This window comes from Streptacidiphilus sp. PAMC 29251, assembly GCF_054208735.2.
In genome coordinates, this window is sequence record NZ_CM135725.2 from 7,358,511 (window position 1) to 7,374,953 (window position 16,443).

Genomic DNA, 16,443 nt, shown 5'->3' on the forward strand with positions numbered 1-16,443 from the left:
TCCGTAAGGGATGTCAATAACCTTCACAGCTTACGGGGAGGGTCAATCAGTTTCTTCCCGACCTGGTGATGGCAGGATCGGTCCCATGTCCGATTCGCAGACCAGCCCGTACGAAGCCCTGCTGCTGCTCTCCTTCGGCGGTCCTGAGGGGCCGGAGGACGTGGTGCCGTTCCTGGAGAACGTCACCCGGGGCCGCGGCATCCCGCGCGAGCGGCTGGCCGAGGTCGGGCAGCACTACTTCCGCTTCGGCGGGGTCAGCCCGATCAACGCCCAGAACCGGGTGCTGCTGGACGCGCTGCGCAAGGACTTCGCCGAGCACGGTCTGGACCTGCCGGTCTACTGGGGCAACCGGAACTGGGCCCCCTACCTGGTGGACACCCTGCGCGAGCTGGCCGCCGACGGCCACCGCCGGGTGCTGGTGCTGGCGACCAGCGCCTATGCCAACTACTCCGGCTGCCGGCAGTACCGGGAGAACCTGGCCGCCGCGCTGGGCCGGCTGCGCGAGGAGGGCGCGCCCGGCGCGGCCGGTCTGCGGCTGGACAAGCTGCGGCACTTCTACAACCACCCGGGCTTCGTCCAGCCGATGGCCGAGCACACCCTGGCCGCCCTGGCCGAACTGCCCGAGGGCGTGCGCGACGGCGCGCGGCTGGCCTTCACCACCCACTCGATCCCCAACGCGCTGGCGGACACCTCGGGCGCCCCCGACGATCCCGCCCGCGGCACCCCCGGCGGGGCGTATGTGGCGCAGCACCTGGAGACCGCCCGGCTGGTGGCCGAGGCGGTCGCCGAGGCCACCGGGGTGGCCGGGCGGCCCTGGGAACTGGTGTTCCAGAGCCGCAGCGGCTCGCCCGCGACGCCCTGGCTGGAACCCGACATCTGCGACCACCTGACCGCCGTCCACGAGCAGGGGGCCCCGGCGGTGGTGATGGTGCCGATCGGCTTCGTCTCCGACCACATGGAGGTCGTCTACGACCTGGACACCGAGGCCAGGGCGCGGGCCGAGGAGCTCGGCCTGCCGGTCTCCCGGGCCGGCACGGTCGGCGCCGACCCGCGCTTCGCCGCCGCCGTGCGCGACCTGGTGCTCGAACGCGCCGCGAGCGCGCGCGGCGAGCGCCCGGCGCGCTGCGCCCTCGGCGCGCTGGGCCCCAGCCACGACCTCTGCCCCGCCGACTGCTGCCCGGCGGCCCGGACGGCCCTCCCGGCCGCCGCGGGCGCCGACTGGAAGGACTGACCGTGCCGGATCCGGCCGACGACCACCTGACCGCGGAACTGCTCGCCCTCGCCCTGGAGGCCGCCCGCAGCGCCGGGGCGCTGCTGCGCGACGGCCGTCCGGCCGATCTGGGGGTGGCCGCGACCAAGTCCAGCCCGGTCGACGTGGTCACCGAGATGGACCTCGCCGCCGAGAAGCTGATCACCGAGCTGATCACCGCCCGCCGCCCCGACGACGGCCTGCTCGGCGAGGAGGGCGCGTCCAGCCCCGGCCGCAGCGGCGTGCGCTGGGTGATCGACCCGCTGGACGGGACCGTGAACTACCTCTACGGCCTCCCCACCTGGTGCGTCAGCATCGCCGCCGAGCTGGACGGGGAGACCCTGGTCGGGGTGGTCGAGATCCCCTCGCGGGCCGAGACCGTGCACGCGGTCCGGGGCGCCGGGGCCTTTCTGAACGGCCGTCAGCTGCACTGCGGCGCCGCGCCGGAGATGGCGCAGGCGCTGATCGGCACCGGCTTCGGCTACCTCCGTGAGCGCCGGGTGCAGCAGGCGGCGGTGGCCCCGCGAGCTGATCCCGCGGTTCCGTGACATCCGCCGGGCCGGTTCGGGGGCGGTCGACCTCTGCGACGTCGCGGCGGGCCGGCTCGACGGCTACTACGAGCGCGGCCTGCACCCCTGGGACCATGCCGCCGGCGTGCTGATCGCCACCGAGGCCGGCGCCCTGACCGGCGGCCGCCCGGGCGCCCCGGCCTCCGACGAGCTGACCGTCGCCGCCCCGCCCGGCCTGTTCGAACCGCTGCAGCAGGCCCTGGACCAGCTCGGCGCCTGGCACGACTAGGCAGCCGGCGCAGGTGGGACCACAGTGGCCCCGGACACCAGGACGCCCCGGACGGTTCCTGCTGTCCGGGGCATCGCGCTGTTCGTGGGTAGGGGCGAGGGTGGGTGAGGGTGGGGTGGCGCTTCGGCCCGGATGGGCTCAGGCGGCGTGGGCTTCCGGCTGCGACACCGAGATGCCGTGATCAGAGGCGAGTCGGTGCAGGTCGTCGAGTTCGGACTGCTCCACCTCGGCCAGGAAGTCGTCCCCCGACTCCTGGGCTCGGTGCAGGTCGAGCTCGGCGTTCCTTATGCGCTGAAGGATGCCGGCGGTGAAGGCGTCCATGAGGCAAGACCCCCTTGCTCTTGTTTCGGGCGACCCCGGGCGTGAGCCCGGTGCGGACGGTCGCACGGAACGGGCGGGTGCGAGCTTGCGTTGCGGCGCAAGCGTGATCGCGGGTGTACAGACCGTCCTCCCCATGCCCGGAACGCTGGAAACCTCGGCAATCCTGGTAATTCCCTCCGGGTTCCCAGTCGCCCCCGGCGGCTCCCCGGCCGCCCGCGGATGCCCTGCTTACCGCTGCTTTACCGGCCGAGGAGGCAGGATGGAGCCACGTGAACGGTGTCCCAGGAGGGATGCCGCACGGGTGTACTCCTGAAAGGACCACTGCGTTGCGGGTACTTGTGGTCGAGGACGAGCAGTTGCTCGCCGACGCTGTCGCCACCGGCCTCCGCCGTGAGGCCATGGCGGTGGACGTGGTCTACGACGGTCAGGCCGCCCTGGACCGGGTGGCGGTGAACGACTACGACGTGGTGGTCCTGGACCGCGACCTGCCCCTGGTCCACGGCGACGACGTGTGCCGGAAGATCGTCGAGGAGGGCCTGGCCACCCGGGTGCTGATGCTGACCGCCTCGGGCGACATCAGCGACCGGGTCGAGGGCCTGGAGCTCGGGGCGGACGACTACCTCCCCAAGCCGTTCGCCTTCAGCGAACTCGTCGCCCGGGTGCGCGCCCTCGGCCGCCGCGCCACCACCCCGCTGCCGCCGGTCCTGGAGCGGGCCGGCATCAGCCTGGACCCGGGCCGCCGCGAGGTGCTGCGGGACGGCAAGCCGGTCGCCCTCGCGCCCAAGGAGTTCGCGGTGCTGGAGGTGCTGATGCGCTCCGGCGGCGGCGTGGTCTCGGCCGAGCAGCTGCTGGAGAAGGCCTGGGACGAGCACACCGACCCGTTCACCAACGTGGTCCGGGTCACCGTGATGACGCTCCGCCGCAAGCTCGGCGAGCCGCCGGTGATCATCACCGTGCCCGGCTCCGGCTACCGGATCTGAGACCGTGGCCGCCCCCGACCCCGTCCCGCGCCCCTGGCCGGGCGATGAGCCGCACACCTCGCTGCTGCCGTTCCGGCCGACCCTGCGGATCCGGCTGACCATGTTCTACGGCGGGATGTTCCTGCTCGCCGGGCTGATCCTGGTGCTGGTGATGTACGTGTGGGTGGACCAGGCGTTCAACATGGCCACCCAGGTCCCGCAGATCAACGTCGGCAGCGGCGTCCAGGTCCAGCTCACCGACGGGCGGCAGCTCACCGGCGACCAGTTCGCCAACTACCTCGCCACCTATCAGCACAAGCACACCACCGACGCGCTGCACACGCTGGTGCTGAAGTCGATAAGCGCGCTGATCGCGCTGCTGATCCTGGCCGTCGCCTTCGGCTACGCCATGGCCGGGCGGGTGCTCAGCCCGCTCGGGCGGATCACCAGGACCGCCCGCCAGGTGGTCAGCTCCGACATGCACCGCAGGATCGAGCTGGACGGCCCCGACGACGAGCTCAAGGAGCTCGCCGACACCTTCGACGAGATGCTGGAGCGGCTCGACCGCTCGTTCGAGTCGCAGCGCACCTTCGTCTCCAACGCCTCGCACGAGCTGCGCACCCCGCTGGCGATCAACCGCACCCTGCTGGAGGTCCAGCTCTCGGACCCGTCCACGTCCAGTGACCTGCAGCAGCTGGGGAAGACCCTGCTGGCCACCAATGAGCGCAGCGAGCAGTTGGTCGAGGGCCTGCTGCTGCTGGCCCGCAGCGACAACGAGCTGACCGACCGCCGCCCGGTCGACCTGGCCGAGGTGGCCCGGCAGGCGCTGGAGCAGACCAGGGCCGAGGCGGGCGAGCGCGGGGTGCGGCTGGCCAGCACCCTGGAGCCGGCCGTGGTCGGCGGCAACGGGGTGCTGCTGGAGCGGATCGTGCTCAACCTGATCCAGAACGCGGTGCGCTACAACCGGCCGGAGGACGGCTCGGTCGAGGTCTCGGTCGGCATGGTGGACGGGGCGGGCGAGCTGGTGGTGTCCAACACCGGGCCGGTGGTCCCTGGCTATGAGTTGGAGCACATCTTCGAGCCGTTCCGGCGGGGCCGGGGCAAGGAGCGGACCCGCAGCGACAAGGGCGTCGGTCTGGGCCTGTCCATCGTCCGCTCGGTCACCCGTGCGCACGGGGGCGTCATCGAGGCGTCCCCCAGGCCCGAGGGCGGCCTCACCATGCGGGTACGCATCCCCGGCGGGTGAGCGGCTCCCGGAGCGCCCAGAGTGCGCCGGAGCGCCCCGTCCGGCTCCGCCGTCCGCCCCCGGGCCGGCAGAGCCTCTTCTTATGCGGTTCTCACCTGTGACGACCGCCCTTGCCAGCAGTCGCGTTCACAACCTACGGTGGCGTAACCTACGGAGGCGTAGGTGAATGCCGTACCGAGAGTTGGATGCCGTGACCATCGCCCCCTCCCGCCCCGCCGGCTCCGCGACGTGGAGCGACGCCCAGCTCATCCACGCCCTGGAGGAGGTCGTCGAGCGCGAGCTCAACCGCCACCTCGGCGTCGCCAAGGAGTGGATGCCCCACGAGTACGTCCCGTGGAGCCAGGGTCGCGACTTCGACGGCATCATGGGCGGCACCGCCTGGGCGGTGGACCAGTCGCCGGTCTCCGACATCGGCCGGGTCTCGCTGGTGGTCAACCTGCTGACCGAGGACAACCTCCCCAGCTACCACCACGAGATCGCCACCATGTTCGGCCGCGAGGGCGCCTGGGGCACCTGGGTGCACCAGTGGACGGCCGAGGAGGGCCGGCACGCCATCGTGATGCGGGACTACCTGCTGACCACCCGCGCGGTCGACCCGGTGGCGCTGGAGCGGGCCCGGATGACGCACATGGCGGAGGGCTTCGAGTCGGACAACAACCACTCGATGCTGCACTCGGTCGCCTATGTCGCCTTCCAGGAGCTGGCCACCCGGATCTCGCACCGCAACACCGGGCACAACTCCGGCGACCCGGTCTGCGACCGGATGCTGGCCCGGATCGCGACCGACGAGAACCTGCACATGGTCTTCTACCGGAACATGCTGAAGGCCGCCCTGGAGATCGCCCCGGACCAGGCCATGCGCGCCGTCTCGGACGTGGTGACCGGCTTCCGGATGCCGGGCCACGGGATGCCGGGCTTCGAGCGCGCCGCCGCGCAGATGGCCATCGGCGGGATCTACAACCTGCGGATCCACCACGACGACGTGCTGCAGCCGGTGCTGCGCAACCTCAAGGTGATGGACGTCTCCGGGCTCGGCGCCGAGGGCCTGCAGGCCCAGCAGGAGCTGGGGATGTACCTGGCCGGCCTGGACGCCCAGGCGACCCGCTTCGACGAGCGCAGGGCGGCCCTGCTGGCCCGCCGCGCGGTCGCCGCCGAGAAGCGCGCCAACAGCTGAGCCACAGTTTGCTTCCGGTTATGTGCCGGTAAGTCGGGACTTTTCAGAACTGTGACTAACATCACAATTCAGGCCTCTCGGCGATCGTTTCCAGCCGATCGCACTGTGTCACCCCCCGTCCTCCGGTGACGCAGCGCTATCGGCGGGCGGGTGTGGCCGGATCTGCTCTGGCCATGTGGTTTCCTGGGGGCAGCTGGGATCGGCGGAGGTCGCCCGGCAGGTTTCCGATGGTCATGATCACGGTAAGTGGTCAGAGGAGCCGCAGCACGGCCGACCCGGTCAGCGCACCCGAACATGCCCACGATCACCCCTTTGGGGGTCGGGACGGGTGTCGATTGAGTAACGGGGCTTGAAGTAAGGCAAAATCTCGCCCTCGGGTCGGGCACAAGTCCGGCTTCCCGCGCGTTAGCTGCGCTGGAGATACCCGCAGACACCCGAAGGGGGCCCGCGACATGGCTACTGATTACGACACCCCGCGCAAGACCGATGACGACCTCAACGAGGACAGCATCGAGGAACTGAAGGCCCGTAGGAACGAGAAGTCGACCAGTTCGGTCGACGTCGACGAGTTCGAAGCGGCCGAAGGTCTCGAGCTGCCCGGTGCGGACCTCAGCAATGAGGAGCTCTCCGTCCGGGTGCTGCCCCGTCAGGCCGACGAGTTCACCTGCATGAGCTGCTTCCTGGTGCACCACCGCAGCCAGCTGTCGAGTGAGAAGAACGGCAATCCGATCTGCCGGGACTGCGCGGCCTGACGCGTTTCGGGGTAGGGAGGTCCTTATGAGGCCGTTCCGACAGCGAGACAACGACGAGTCGAACAACGGCGACCGACCGGTCGCCGACGCAGCACCGGTCGACGGCACCGCGGACGAGTTGGCCCGCATCGCCGCCGAACTGGAGGTCTGGGACGGATCCGCTCCGGCGGAGTCCGTCCCGCAGGGCGAGCGGGGCCGCAGGATGGCCTCGCTCGCAGGCGCTCTCAAGGGCAGTCTGAGCGCCGGCTGGACCAAGGGGGCGTCCCTGGTCGGCAGCAGCACCAAGGACGGCGCCCTGCGCCTTGTGGACCGCCTGACGGAGGCAGTCCCGCGCATCCCGGTCCGCGACCTGGAGACGCTGCGCGCCCAACACCGGGTCGCGCGGGTCGCCGAGGACCTCGCGGACAACATCACTTCGGGCGCCGTGAAGGCGTCCGCCTCCGTGGGCGCCGGCGTCGGCGCCGCGGCCATGCTCCCGGTCCCGCCCGCGATGGCGGTGGAGATCGCCGGTGAGCTGCTGGCGGTGGCCGCCATCGAGATCAAGATGATCGCCGAGCTGTACGAGGTCTACGGCCAGCCGGTCGGCGGCAGCACGACCCAGCGGGCCGGCGCGTACCTGTCGGTCTGGTCGCAGCGGCGCGGGCTCGACCTGTCCAAGCCGACCACCCTGGTGGCCCTCGGCACGGGCAAGGAGCTGCGGCAGCAACTGCGCAAGCGGCTGACCCGCAGCGGGCTGCGGAAACTGCCGTCGCTGACGCCGATGATGGTGGGCGCGGTGGCCGGGGCGGTGGTCAACCGCAGGGACACCGCCAAGCTGGCCCAGGAGATCCGCCGCGACCTGCGCAGCCGTCCCCCGGCCGATCCCGGCTACTGGGCCGCCGCGGTGCCCCCGGTGGTGCTGGAAGCGGCCCCGGGCCAGGGGAAGTCGAAGCGGAAGGCGGTCGAGGGCTAGCCCTCAGAAGGCGGTCGAGGGTTAGCCCGCCGCCTGGAGGACGTCCTGCCTGGCCGTGTCCAGCGCAGCGGCCAGGCCCTGCGGGTCGCGGGTGGACAGGTAGAGGTAGGGCGTCGGGTCCTTCGGGTCGGTCACCTCGACCTTGAGCGCGGTCGGGATGTAGGCCCGCAGCAGCATGAACGCCCGGGCGTCCGCCTTGCGGGTGCGCCAGAGGAAGGCCTCCTTGCGGTCCAGCGGCAGCGCGGCCCCCAGCGCCTCCACCGGGATCCGGGCGTCGCCGGCCACCAGCAGCCCCTGCACCACCCGGATCCGGACCGAGCCGTAGGAGCTCAGCAGCACGGCGCCGACCGCGGCGCCTGCCATCAGGGCCAGCAGCCCCGGCACCGCCCCGAACAGGTAGAAGATGAGCCCGAAGGAAATGCCGCTGCCCGCGGGGAACAGCCACCAGGTGAGCGGAGCCGTGAGGCGTTCGTCGTACATGGCCCCATTGTCGCCGGGTCGCCCCGGGGGCCGTGCACAGGGGTCGCCGGTTCGGTCTCTCCCCGCGAAGTTCTGTAATGTCCGGTCCGTGAGCACGCACACCTCCCGCCCTCCGCTGACCCCGCCGCCGGACGCGGCCGTCCCGGTCCGGCACGCCGAGGCCCCGGCGCCGGGGGCGCTGATCGACCCGCACTACGAGCACTGCTTCGGCTGCGGTCCGCAGCAGCCGAACGGCCTGCGGCTGGCCGCGACGGCCGGTTCCGGGGTCGACGTGTTCGCCGAGTTCACGGTGGGCCCGGCGCACCAGGGCGGCCCGGGCCTGGCCCACGGCGGGGTCCTGGTGGCGGCCATGGACGACGCGCTGGGCACCCTCAACTGGCTGCTGCACACCGCCTCGGTGACCGCCAGGCTGGAGACGGACTTCGCCCGCCCGGTGCCGGTCGGCGCGACCCTGTTCATCCACACCTGGGTCGACGCGGTGGCCGGGCGGAAGATCTACTGCCAGGGCGAGGGCCGGCTCGAAGGCCCGGACGGGCCGCTGGCGATATCGGCCCGCGCGCTCTTCGTCCAGGTGACCCTGGACCACTTCACCACCCATGGCCGCCCCGAGGACATCAGGGCAGCGATGGAGAACCCCGACGTCTTCAAGCGTGCCCGTGCCTTCGAGGTGAATCCCTAGTGACTGCCCACCATCCTGTTGACGTGCTGCTCCGCCGGCTGGATCCGGATCTGCCGGCTCCCTCCTACGCCCACCCCGGCGACGCCGGAGCGGATCTGCGCACCACCGTGGACGCCGAGCTGGCGCCGGGCGAGCGGGCGGTGCTGCCGACCGGCGTCGCCATCGCGCTGCCCGACGGCTACGCCGCGTTCGTCCACCCGCGGTCCGGACTCGCCGCCCGCTGCGGTCTGGCCCTGGTGAATGCCCCAGGAACGGTGGATGCCGGGTACCGTGGTGAGATCAAGGTGATCGTCGTCAACCTCGACCCGCGCGAGCGGGTGGTCTTCCACCGCGGGGACCGGATCGCCCAGCTGGTCGTCCAGCGGGTCGAGAAGGTCCGCTTCCACGAGGTGGAGGAGCTTCCGGGGTCGGCGCGTGCCATCGGTGGCTTCGGGTCGACGGGCGGCCATGCCGCGGTTAGCATTCCGGCGGCCGGGCAGGAAATCTCTTCGGTACCCGACCGGGAAGGACAGTGACCGTGTTCCGTCGTCGCGCCAAGAGCGAGGACGCTGTCGACCAGTTCGAGGGCTCGGAAGCCCTTGAGGACAGCGAGGACATCGCAGGTGTGGACTCCGTGGAGGAGGACGACGCCGAGGACGACCGAGTGGGGCTTCCGCCCGCGCCGCGTCCGGACGGCCCCTGGGACTCCACCGAGGTGGAGGACGCAGCCGAGGGCCGGGTGGACCTGGGCGGCCTGCTGGTGCCCGGTGTCGAAGGCATGGAGCTGAGGGTCGAGGTGGCCGGCGACTCCATCGTCGCGGCGACCCTGGTCCTCGGCAGCAGTGCCATCCAGCTGCAGGCCTTCGCCGCCCCCAAGTCCGAGGGCATCTGGGGCGAGGTCAGGGACGAGATCGCCTCCGGTATCACCGAGCAGGGCGGCATCGTCGAGGCCGAGGAGGGCCCGCTGGGCTGGGGCCTGGTGGCCCAGGTCCCGGTGGCGCTGCCGGACGGCGCCCGCGGCGAGCAGGTGGTGCGCTTCGTCGGCTGCGACGGGCCGCGCTGGTTCCTGCGCGGTGTGATCTCCGGCCAGGCCGCGGTGCAGCCGGAGTCGGCCGGGGTCCTCGAGCAGGTGTTCAGGGAGACCGTGGTGGTCCGCGGCGAAACGCCGATGGCTCCCCGCGACCCGATCGTGCTGAAGCTCCCCGAGGACGCGCAGATGGTCGCGGACGGGATGCCGCAGCAGCAGACGGCGCCGCCCGAGAACCGCTTCAGCGGCGACCCGATGAACCCGTTCGACCGCGGCCCTGAGATCACCGAGGTTCGCTGATCTCCGAAGTCGGCTGACGACTGAGATCCGCTGACCGCAAGGTCCTGATTCACCCGGCAGGCCCCCGTTCGCGGGGGCCTGCCGCATTTCTGCCCGCGGCAAGCGGAGGGTCGTCTGCAGCTTCCCCGGATTCCTTGATCTGCCGGGCGGGCCGGGCCATGCTGTGCTGATCGCTTCTGGTCTAGACCAGGTGGGCTGGGCGTACAGGGCGGGTCGGGGGAGGGCGGGGTGGCCACGACGGCTGTCAGGACCGCGGGGTCGGGGACCGCGGGCGGCGGACGGGAGCACCGGCTGCCGCTTCCGGTGCGGCGCTCGGCGCACCACGGTCTGGTGCTCACCGCCGCCGCGCTGAGCGTGCTGCTGGCCGGGACGGTGCTGTCGGCCCTGGCCGCGCTGGCCGGTTTCGCGGTGGGTGCGGGCAGCGTCGGCCGGCTCGCGGCCGAGCCGGACGCCCAGGTCCAGGTCGGCGCGACCTACTCGGCGGCGGGGATGGCGGTGGGGGACCGGGACATCCGCGCGGCCGTCGACCGCGCCTTCGGCCCGGTGGCCCAGCACACCTACCTGGGGCTGATCGGCCAGACCCCGCTCTCCCCGGTCGCCGGGGCCGGAGCCAAGGCGCTGCTGCACCCGGCCGCGGTGCAGGGCGCGGCGGCGCACGGCGTCCTGCTCTCCGGCGCCTGGCCGGCCGGCGCGGGCGACCCGTCCGCCGAGGCCTTCCGGCAACTGCCCGCCGTCCGCGCGGGCAGCGGCGGGGACCGGGCGCCGGTGGACGCGGCCGTCCCGCAGCGGCTGGCGCTGGCGCTGCACCTGAGGCCCGGCCAGGTGGTCACCCTGAAGGACTCCTTCGCGCACCGGGTGGAGGTGCGGATCGCCGGTGTGTTCCGGCCGACCGACACCGATCCCGGGTTCTGGGCGGGGGCTGCCGGGAACGCCACCGACGCCCCGAACCTGCTGGTGGTCGCCCCCGCTCAGCTGGCCGGCAACGGGGCTTTCAACCAGCAGATCGGCGCCCTCTGGAACGCCGTCCCCGACTTCTCCCGGCTTCGCGCGGACAGCCTTCCCGGGCTGGGCGACCGGGTCGCCGTCCTCGTCGGCGGTGACACCGGCCACTCGGTGTTCCACGGGGCCGAGCCGGCCCTGGCGCAGGTCAGCACCGCCTCCCTGCTGCCCGGCCTGCTGGACCAACTGGCCGGGACCGCTGCCGTGGCCAGGTCCGCGCTCTATCTGCCGACCGCGCTGCTGGCCGTGCTGGCGCTCACCACCCTGGTGCTGACGGCCCGTCAACTCGCGGCGCACCGGCAGGCGGAGCTGCTGCTCCAGCAGACCCGGGGGGCCGGGTCCTGGCGGCTGCTGCGCGCGGCCGGCGCCGAGTGGGCCGCGATCGTGCCGCCGACCGCCGCGGCCGCGCCCTTCCTGGCCCGTCCCCTGCTGCGGGGGCTGCACCTGGCCGGACTCGTCGGCGGTCCTGTGCCCGGCAGCACCCTGGGCGCCGCCGCCTGGGGCGCGGTGCTGCTGACCGTCCTGGTGCACGGACTCGCCACGCTGCTGCCGGTGCTGCGGACGGTGACCGGGCGCGACCCCGGCGCCAGGTTCCGGGCGCGCGGAGCCCGGGCGGCCGCGGCGCAGCGGTTCGGGGCCGACCTGGCGCTGCTCGCCGTCGCCCTGCTCGGCTACCTGCAGCTGCGGCACTACCACTCCACGCTGACCGCCGACGGGACGGTGGACCCGGTGCTGGTGCTGGTCCCGGTGGTCGCGGTCGGGGCCGCCTCGGTCCTGCTGCTCCGGCTGCTGCCGCTGGTCTCGCACCTCCTGGACGGCTTCGGCCGGCGCCGGACCGGACTGCTGCTGCCGCTCGCGGGCTGGCAGATCAGCCGGCGTGCCAACCGCCAGGCCGGCCCGGTGGTGCTGATCTGCCTCGCGGTGACCGTGGGCGCGCTCGCCACCACCGCGCTGGCCTGCCTGAGCACGCTGGCCGAGGACCAGGCGCAGTTCACCGTCGGCGCCGACGTCGCGGTCAGCCCGACGCCCGGGGTGCTCGGCTACCCGGTGCAGTCGCTGCGCGACCGGCTCCAGGCGCTGCCCGGGGTGACCGGGGTGAACCAGGTGACCGTGACCGAGGCCTCGGTCGGCCAGGCCGGGGTGCCGGTCGGGCTGGTCGGCATCGACACCACCGCGACCGCGCCCGGCCGGGCCGCCCCACCGCTGCCGGCGCTGCGCCGGGACCTGGCCGGGCCCGGCTTCGCCGCCGCCGTGGCCGCCCTCGCCCAGGGGAGGCCGTCCGACGGGATGCCGTTGCCGGGCCGTCCGGCGCGGCTGGACCTCGATCTCGCGCTGACCGCCTCGGTCGCCGGCGGCCGGGTCTCCCCGCCGCTGCTGAACGTCACCGTGATGGACGCGGACGGGCAGACCGACACGGTCAGTGGTCGGATCGGCCGGGCGGACGGCACCCGGCAGACCCTGAGCCTGGCCCTGCCGGGAAGCGCCCGCAGCGCCTATCCGCTGCGGGTGGTCGGACTCTCGCTGCTGCCGGTCGGTCAGGAACCCTCGGTTAGGATGTCGCTGACGGTGTTCCGGATCGGCGGCGACGGCTGGACCGGCTCGCTGCCGGCCGGCACCGGGTGGATCGACCGCACAGCCACCCCCGACCCGAACCTGAGCCAGCGGCAGATCACCGCCCTGGACTGCGGCACGGCCAGGGGGCCGGACCAGCTGGCCGGCTCCGCGGTGTGCGGTCTGACCGGCGGCACCGTCGCCGGAGCGCCGCTGCTGCAGGTCGTGGTCGCCAGCGGCGAGCCCGGACGGACCTCCCAGGGCGGCGAGGTCGACCTGTCCGCGGGCCCGCCGGGGTTCGTCAACCGCCCGGCACCGGTCCCGGTGCTCGCCGGCGACGACTTCGTCGCCGACACCGGTGCCGCGGTCGGCGACCAGCTGCAGCTCCTGGTCGGCCTGGACGACAGCGGCCAGGACCAGAGCATCGACGCGACGATCGTCGGGACCGTCCGGGCCGTCCCCGGCGTCGGCCGGATCGGCGACCGCCTGCTGGTCGACCAGCGGGCCCTGGCCGCCTACGAGCTGCCGCTCGGCATCAAGGGCGGCCGCCCCGGCGGCTGGTGGCTCAGCAGCAGCGACCCCGCCGCCACCGCGGCGGCCGTCGCCAGGGATCCCGAGTTGGGCGCCGCCGTCACCACGGCCCAGGTCGCCGCACGGCAGCGGGCGGATCCGTTCCGCGGCGGAATGCGGGCGGTGCTGGAACTGTGCCGACTGCTCGCTCCGGCCTTCGCGGTGATCGGCTTCACCGTGCACGCGGTGATCACCACCCGGGAGCGCCGCCGGGAGTTCGCCCTGCTCCGGGCCATGGGCCTGCGCGGCAGGGGACCGGCCGCGCTGCTCTGGCTGGAGCAGATCGGGGTCACCCTGTTCGCGGTGCTGCCCGGCACGCTTCTGGGGGTCGGCCTGGCCGCCGTCATCCTGCCGCTGGTGACCCTGGACGACTCGGGGAACCCGCCGTTCCCGGCGCTCCGGATCGACGTGCCCTGGGCCTGGGTGGCGCTGACCGCGCTGGCCGCCGCCGGGGCGATCTGCCTGGTGGTGATGACCCTCTCCCGGCTGCTCGCCCGGGTGGACCTGGTCCGGACCCTGCGGGCCGGGGAGGACGCATGACCGGCTGGTTCCGCCTGGTGCGGCGTGAGGCCAGAGGGGATCTGCCGCTGCTGGCCTGCCTGGCGGTGGTGGTGGCGGTGATCGCCGGGATCGCCGCGGTCGGTCCGGTGGCCCTGGCCGGCCGGGAGGACCAGGCCCTGCGTCAGCGCGTCGCCACGGCCGCCCAGGCCGGCCCTGCGGTGACGGTCTCCACGAAGGTGAACCGCTTCGACGACCCCTTCCAGGAGGCCCAGGCCGGCCCGCTGCTCCAGCAGACCGCCCCGGCCGAGCAGCGCATCGCCCGGACGGCGGCGCTGCCCGCGGGATCGTCGCTGGACCTGGTCCGCACCGAGGTCGACTACCCGCTGACGAAAGTGGTCACGCCGGTTACCCGGATCAACCACATCGTCTCCACCTCGCTGGTGCCGCGTCATGTCAGCGACGCCGCGGCGCACCTGCGCTATGTCTCCGGCGGCGCGCCGGCCGCCCGGACCCCGGCCGGAGCCTTCCCGGGCATCGGCCTCTCGCAGGCCGCGGCCACGCTCACCGGGCTCAAGGTGGGCGAGCACATCCATGTCCTGGTGCTCCTGCAGCCGGTGGTCTACGCCGACTTCACCGTGTCCGGGATCTTCCGGCCGATCGACCCCGACGACGGCTTCTGGCGGGACCAGCCCCAGCTCGACCAGCCGGTGTCGTATCCGGACGGAACCAGGGCCGCGGGCAACGAGGTCTCGTTCCAGGGGCTGATCGGAGCCGACGCCCCGGCCGTCCTCAAAGCCGACGGCATCCCGTTGCCCACCGTCACCTGGGAGTTCGGGGTCGGCCTCGGGCACGACGCGGTGCACCGGGCGGCCGGTGCGGTCGACGCCCTGCGCGCGCTCCCGCTCGCCCTGGCCGCCCGGATGTGCGCCACTGTCGACCCCCGGGGCCAGCCGCTGTGCACCATGGGCACCGTGCGCTCCGGCCCCTACGGCGTCACCGACTCCTTCACCCCGCTGGTCGGAGCCTTCACCGCCGAGGACGGGCAGACCCGCGAGCTGGCCTCGTTCGCCGTCGCCTCGCTGCTCGCCGTCGCGCTGGCGACCACGGTGGTCGCGGTGCGGCTGCTGCTGCGCCGCCGTGGCGGCCACCTCGCCCTGCAGCGCTCGCGCGGGGCGTCCACCACCGGTCTGGTCCTGCTGCGGACCGCGATCACCACCCCGGCGCTGCTCGTGGCGGCGGCCCTGGGCTGGCTGCTGGGGCTCCGGCTCGCCCCCGGCGGCACCAGCGGGGCCCCGCAGCCGCTGATCGCCCTGGTCGGCGCCGGAGTGGCGGTGCTGCTGGTCCCGCTGCTCAGCTGGCAGGCGGTGCGGGAGCCGGCCGGCGGCCGCGAGTCGCGCCGCGACCGGCGGGGCCGGGGCCGGGGCCGGCGGGTGGTGGCGGAGTCGACCGCGGTGCTGCTGGCGGTGGCCGCGACGGTCGCCCTGCGGGCCCGCGGCACCGGCGCCGGCACCGGGGTGGACGTCCAGCTCAGCCTGGCGCCGGTGCTGATCGCGCTGGTCGCGGTGCTGCTGCTGGTCCGGGTCTATCCGCTGGTGCTGCGGCTGCCGGCGGTCCAGGCCCGGCGCGGCGGCGGGACCGTCGCCTTCGTCGGCCTGCGCCGGGCGGCCCAGGACGCGCCGTCGACCAGTCTGGCCCTGTTCGTCCTGGTGATCACCCTGGGCACGGCGGTGTTCGGCGGCCTGGTCACGCGCTCGGTGCAGGACGGATCGGTGGTCGGCGCGGCCTGGGCGACCGGGGGTGACGCGGTCGTGCTGCAGACCGGCAATGTGACGCCGGCACCGGTCCGGACCACGGGCGGCAGCCCGGTCGGGGCCGTGCTGGCGGAGTACGGCCGAGGCGTCCGCCTGGTCGACGACGACGAGGGCGAGGTGCTCGCCGACGGCGAGCTGATCACGGTCGACCCGGCCCGGCTGGCCGCCGTCGAGCCGGGATCGCCGCTGGTCCGCGCCCTCTCCGTGCTCTCCGCGGGCGGCGGCGCACCGGTGCGCACCGGGCCGCTCGATCTGCGGATCCCGGTGCTGACCGACCCGGAGCTGTACGCCCAGGGCGCGCACGCGTCGCTGACCCTCACCGTCGACGCCTCGCTGCCGCCCGGCGACCGCAAGCTGCACCCGCGTCCGGTGGGCGTCCTGGACGCCGCCGCGCTCAGCGACCCGGCGCTCGGGCCGATCGTCGGCGCACTGCCGGACGGCACCCGGATCATGATCGCCTCCACCGCCGCGGACCCGGTCCTCCCCGGCCAGCCGAGCGGCAGCACCGCGCTGCTGGTCTACGCCAGGACCGGCGCCGATCCCCGGGCGGCGGCCGCCCTGGCCGCCGACGCGCTGGGCCCGCTCGCCGAGGTGCGGGTGCGCGCGGACCGGCTGGCGCAGTTGCGCGGGGACGGCCTGGCCCGGCTGGTGGACCTCAGCTACACCGGCTGCACGCTGCTGGCGCTGCTGTTCGGCCTGCTCGCGGTCGCCCTGGAACTGGTGCTGACCTCCCGCGAGCGCGGCCGGACCAGTTCCTATCTGCGCACGCTGGGTCTCGGCAGCCGGTCCACCACCGTGCTGCAGGTGGTGCAGCTGCTGCCGATGGCGGTCGCGGCCGCGGTCGGCGGAACACTCGTCGGGGTACTCGAACCACGGCTGCTGGGACCGTTGCTGAATCTCCGTCAGTTCACCGGCGGGCCGACCGGGCCGGCCCTGCACACCGACTACCCGCTCACCCTGGCGCTGGGAGCCGCGCTGGCCCTGCTGGTCCTCGGGGCGGCGCTGGTGGAGAGTTCGGTGGCCCGGTCGCGGCGGCTGGGCGCGGTGCTCCGGCTGGGGGAGGTGTGATCAGGATGGGCAAAGGCCATACCGATT

General features: G+C 73.6%; 13 protein-coding genes and 1 pseudogene. 12 read left to right on the forward strand and 2 right to left on the reverse strand.

Annotated features, from left to right (window positions below; translation table 11 throughout):
• The first annotated feature begins 85 nt into the window (after nucleotides 1-85).
• Together ACXKR8_RS34905 and ACXKR8_RS34910 are read left to right on the forward strand one after the other, a co-directional pair.
• Nucleotides 86-1,231 carry a ferrochelatase gene (locus tag ACXKR8_RS34905; RefSeq protein WP_458268550.1) on the forward strand — a complete coding sequence of 382 codons (1,146 nt, stop codon included), beginning with the start codon at nucleotides 86-88 and terminating at the stop codon, nucleotides 1,229-1,231.
• A gap of 2 nt (nucleotides 1,232-1,233) precedes the next feature.
• Nucleotides 1,234-2,047 (forward strand): annotated as a pseudogene (locus ACXKR8_RS34910) (inositol monophosphatase family protein).
• A gap of 138 nt (nucleotides 2,048-2,185) precedes the next feature.
• Here the strand turns inward: ACXKR8_RS34910 and ACXKR8_RS34915 are convergent.
• The gene (locus tag ACXKR8_RS34915) at nucleotides 2,186-2,368 is read right to left on the reverse strand and encodes a hypothetical protein (protein WP_458268552.1); all 183 of its coding nucleotides are present in this window, start codon (nucleotides 2,366-2,368) and stop codon (nucleotides 2,186-2,188) included.
• 326 nt (nucleotides 2,369-2,694) lie between these two features.
• Between ACXKR8_RS34915 and ACXKR8_RS34920 the strand changes: the two genes are divergently transcribed.
• From ACXKR8_RS34920 to ACXKR8_RS34940, 5 genes are all read left to right on the forward strand, one after another.
• The gene (locus ACXKR8_RS34920) at nucleotides 2,695-3,348 is read left to right on the forward strand and encodes a response regulator transcription factor (protein ID WP_458268553.1); all 654 of its coding nucleotides are present in this window, start codon (nucleotides 2,695-2,697) and stop codon (nucleotides 3,346-3,348) included.
• A gap of 4 nt (nucleotides 3,349-3,352) precedes the next feature.
• Nucleotides 3,353-4,573 carry a sensor histidine kinase gene (locus tag ACXKR8_RS34925; RefSeq protein ID WP_458268554.1) on the forward strand — a complete coding sequence of 407 codons (1,221 nt, stop codon included), beginning with the start codon at nucleotides 3,353-3,355 and terminating at the stop codon, nucleotides 4,571-4,573.
• Nucleotides 4,574-4,763: 190 nt separating this feature from the next.
• On the forward strand, nucleotides 4,764-5,747 hold the full coding sequence (locus tag ACXKR8_RS34930; RefSeq protein ID WP_458268555.1) for an acyl-ACP desaturase: 984 nt from the start codon (nucleotides 4,764-4,766) through the stop codon (nucleotides 5,745-5,747).
• 452 nt (nucleotides 5,748-6,199) lie between these two features.
• A complete protein-coding gene (locus ACXKR8_RS34935; RefSeq protein ID WP_458268556.1) occupies nucleotides 6,200-6,499 on the forward strand; it encodes a DUF4193 domain-containing protein in 300 nt (99 codons plus the stop codon).
• Nucleotides 6,500-6,524: 25 nt separating this feature from the next.
• A complete protein-coding gene (locus tag ACXKR8_RS34940) occupies nucleotides 6,525-7,451 on the forward strand; it encodes a hypothetical protein (protein ID WP_458268557.1) in 927 nt (308 codons plus the stop codon).
• 21 nt (nucleotides 7,452-7,472) lie between these two features.
• Here ACXKR8_RS34940 and ACXKR8_RS34945 read toward each other — a convergent pair whose 3' ends face one another.
• Nucleotides 7,473-7,931: a DUF3093 domain-containing protein gene (locus ACXKR8_RS34945; protein ID WP_458268558.1), complete on the reverse strand. Its 459-nt coding sequence runs from the start codon at nucleotides 7,929-7,931 to the stop codon at nucleotides 7,473-7,475.
• Nucleotides 7,932-8,019: 88 nt separating this feature from the next.
• Between ACXKR8_RS34945 and ACXKR8_RS34950 the strand changes: the two genes are divergently transcribed.
• The 5 genes from ACXKR8_RS34950 (at nucleotide 8,020) to ACXKR8_RS34970 (ending at nucleotide 16,416) form a co-directional block, all read left to right on the forward strand.
• Nucleotides 8,020-8,610, forward strand: coding sequence for a PaaI family thioesterase (locus ACXKR8_RS34950; protein WP_458268559.1), 591 nt, complete (start codon nucleotides 8,020-8,022; stop codon nucleotides 8,608-8,610).
• Nucleotides 8,610-9,125, forward strand: coding sequence for a dUTP diphosphatase (gene dut, locus ACXKR8_RS34955; RefSeq protein ID WP_458268560.1), 516 nt, complete (start codon nucleotides 8,610-8,612; stop codon nucleotides 9,123-9,125). The genes ACXKR8_RS34950 and dut overlap by 1 nt, the downstream gene beginning before the upstream one ends.
• Before the next feature lie 2 nt (nucleotides 9,126-9,127).
• A complete protein-coding gene (locus tag ACXKR8_RS34960) occupies nucleotides 9,128-9,916 on the forward strand; it encodes a DUF3710 domain-containing protein (protein ID WP_458268561.1) in 789 nt (262 codons plus the stop codon).
• A 228-nt stretch (nucleotides 9,917-10,144) separates the two neighbouring features.
• Nucleotides 10,145-13,576: an FtsX-like permease family protein gene (locus tag ACXKR8_RS34965; RefSeq protein ID WP_458268562.1), complete on the forward strand. Its 3,432-nt coding sequence runs from the start codon at nucleotides 10,145-10,147 to the stop codon at nucleotides 13,574-13,576.
• Nucleotides 13,573-16,416, forward strand: coding sequence for a hypothetical protein (locus ACXKR8_RS34970; protein ID WP_458268563.1), 2,844 nt, complete (start codon nucleotides 13,573-13,575; stop codon nucleotides 16,414-16,416). Before ACXKR8_RS34965 ends, ACXKR8_RS34970 begins: the two co-directional genes overlap by 4 nt.
• Nucleotides 16,417-16,443: the final 27 nt, after the last annotated feature.

Coding starts and splice junctions, on each gene's coding strand:
- ACXKR8_RS34935 (WP_458268556.1), top strand. CDS start 6,200: ATGGCTACTGATTACGACACCCCGCGCAAGACCGATGACGACCTCAAC.
- ACXKR8_RS34945 (WP_458268558.1), bottom strand. CDS start 7,931: ATGTACGACGAACGCCTCACGGCTCCGCTCACCTGGTGGCTGTTCCCC.
- ACXKR8_RS34915 (WP_458268552.1), bottom strand. CDS start 2,368: ATGGACGCCTTCACCGCCGGCATCCTTCAGCGCATAAGGAACGCCGAG.
- ACXKR8_RS34905 (WP_458268550.1), top strand. CDS start 86: ATGTCCGATTCGCAGACCAGCCCGTACGAAGCCCTGCTGCTGCTCTCC.
- ACXKR8_RS34940 (WP_458268557.1), top strand. CDS start 6,525: ATGAGGCCGTTCCGACAGCGAGACAACGACGAGTCGAACAACGGCGAC.
- ACXKR8_RS34970 (WP_458268563.1), top strand. CDS start 13,573: ATGACCGGCTGGTTCCGCCTGGTGCGGCGTGAGGCCAGAGGGGATCTG.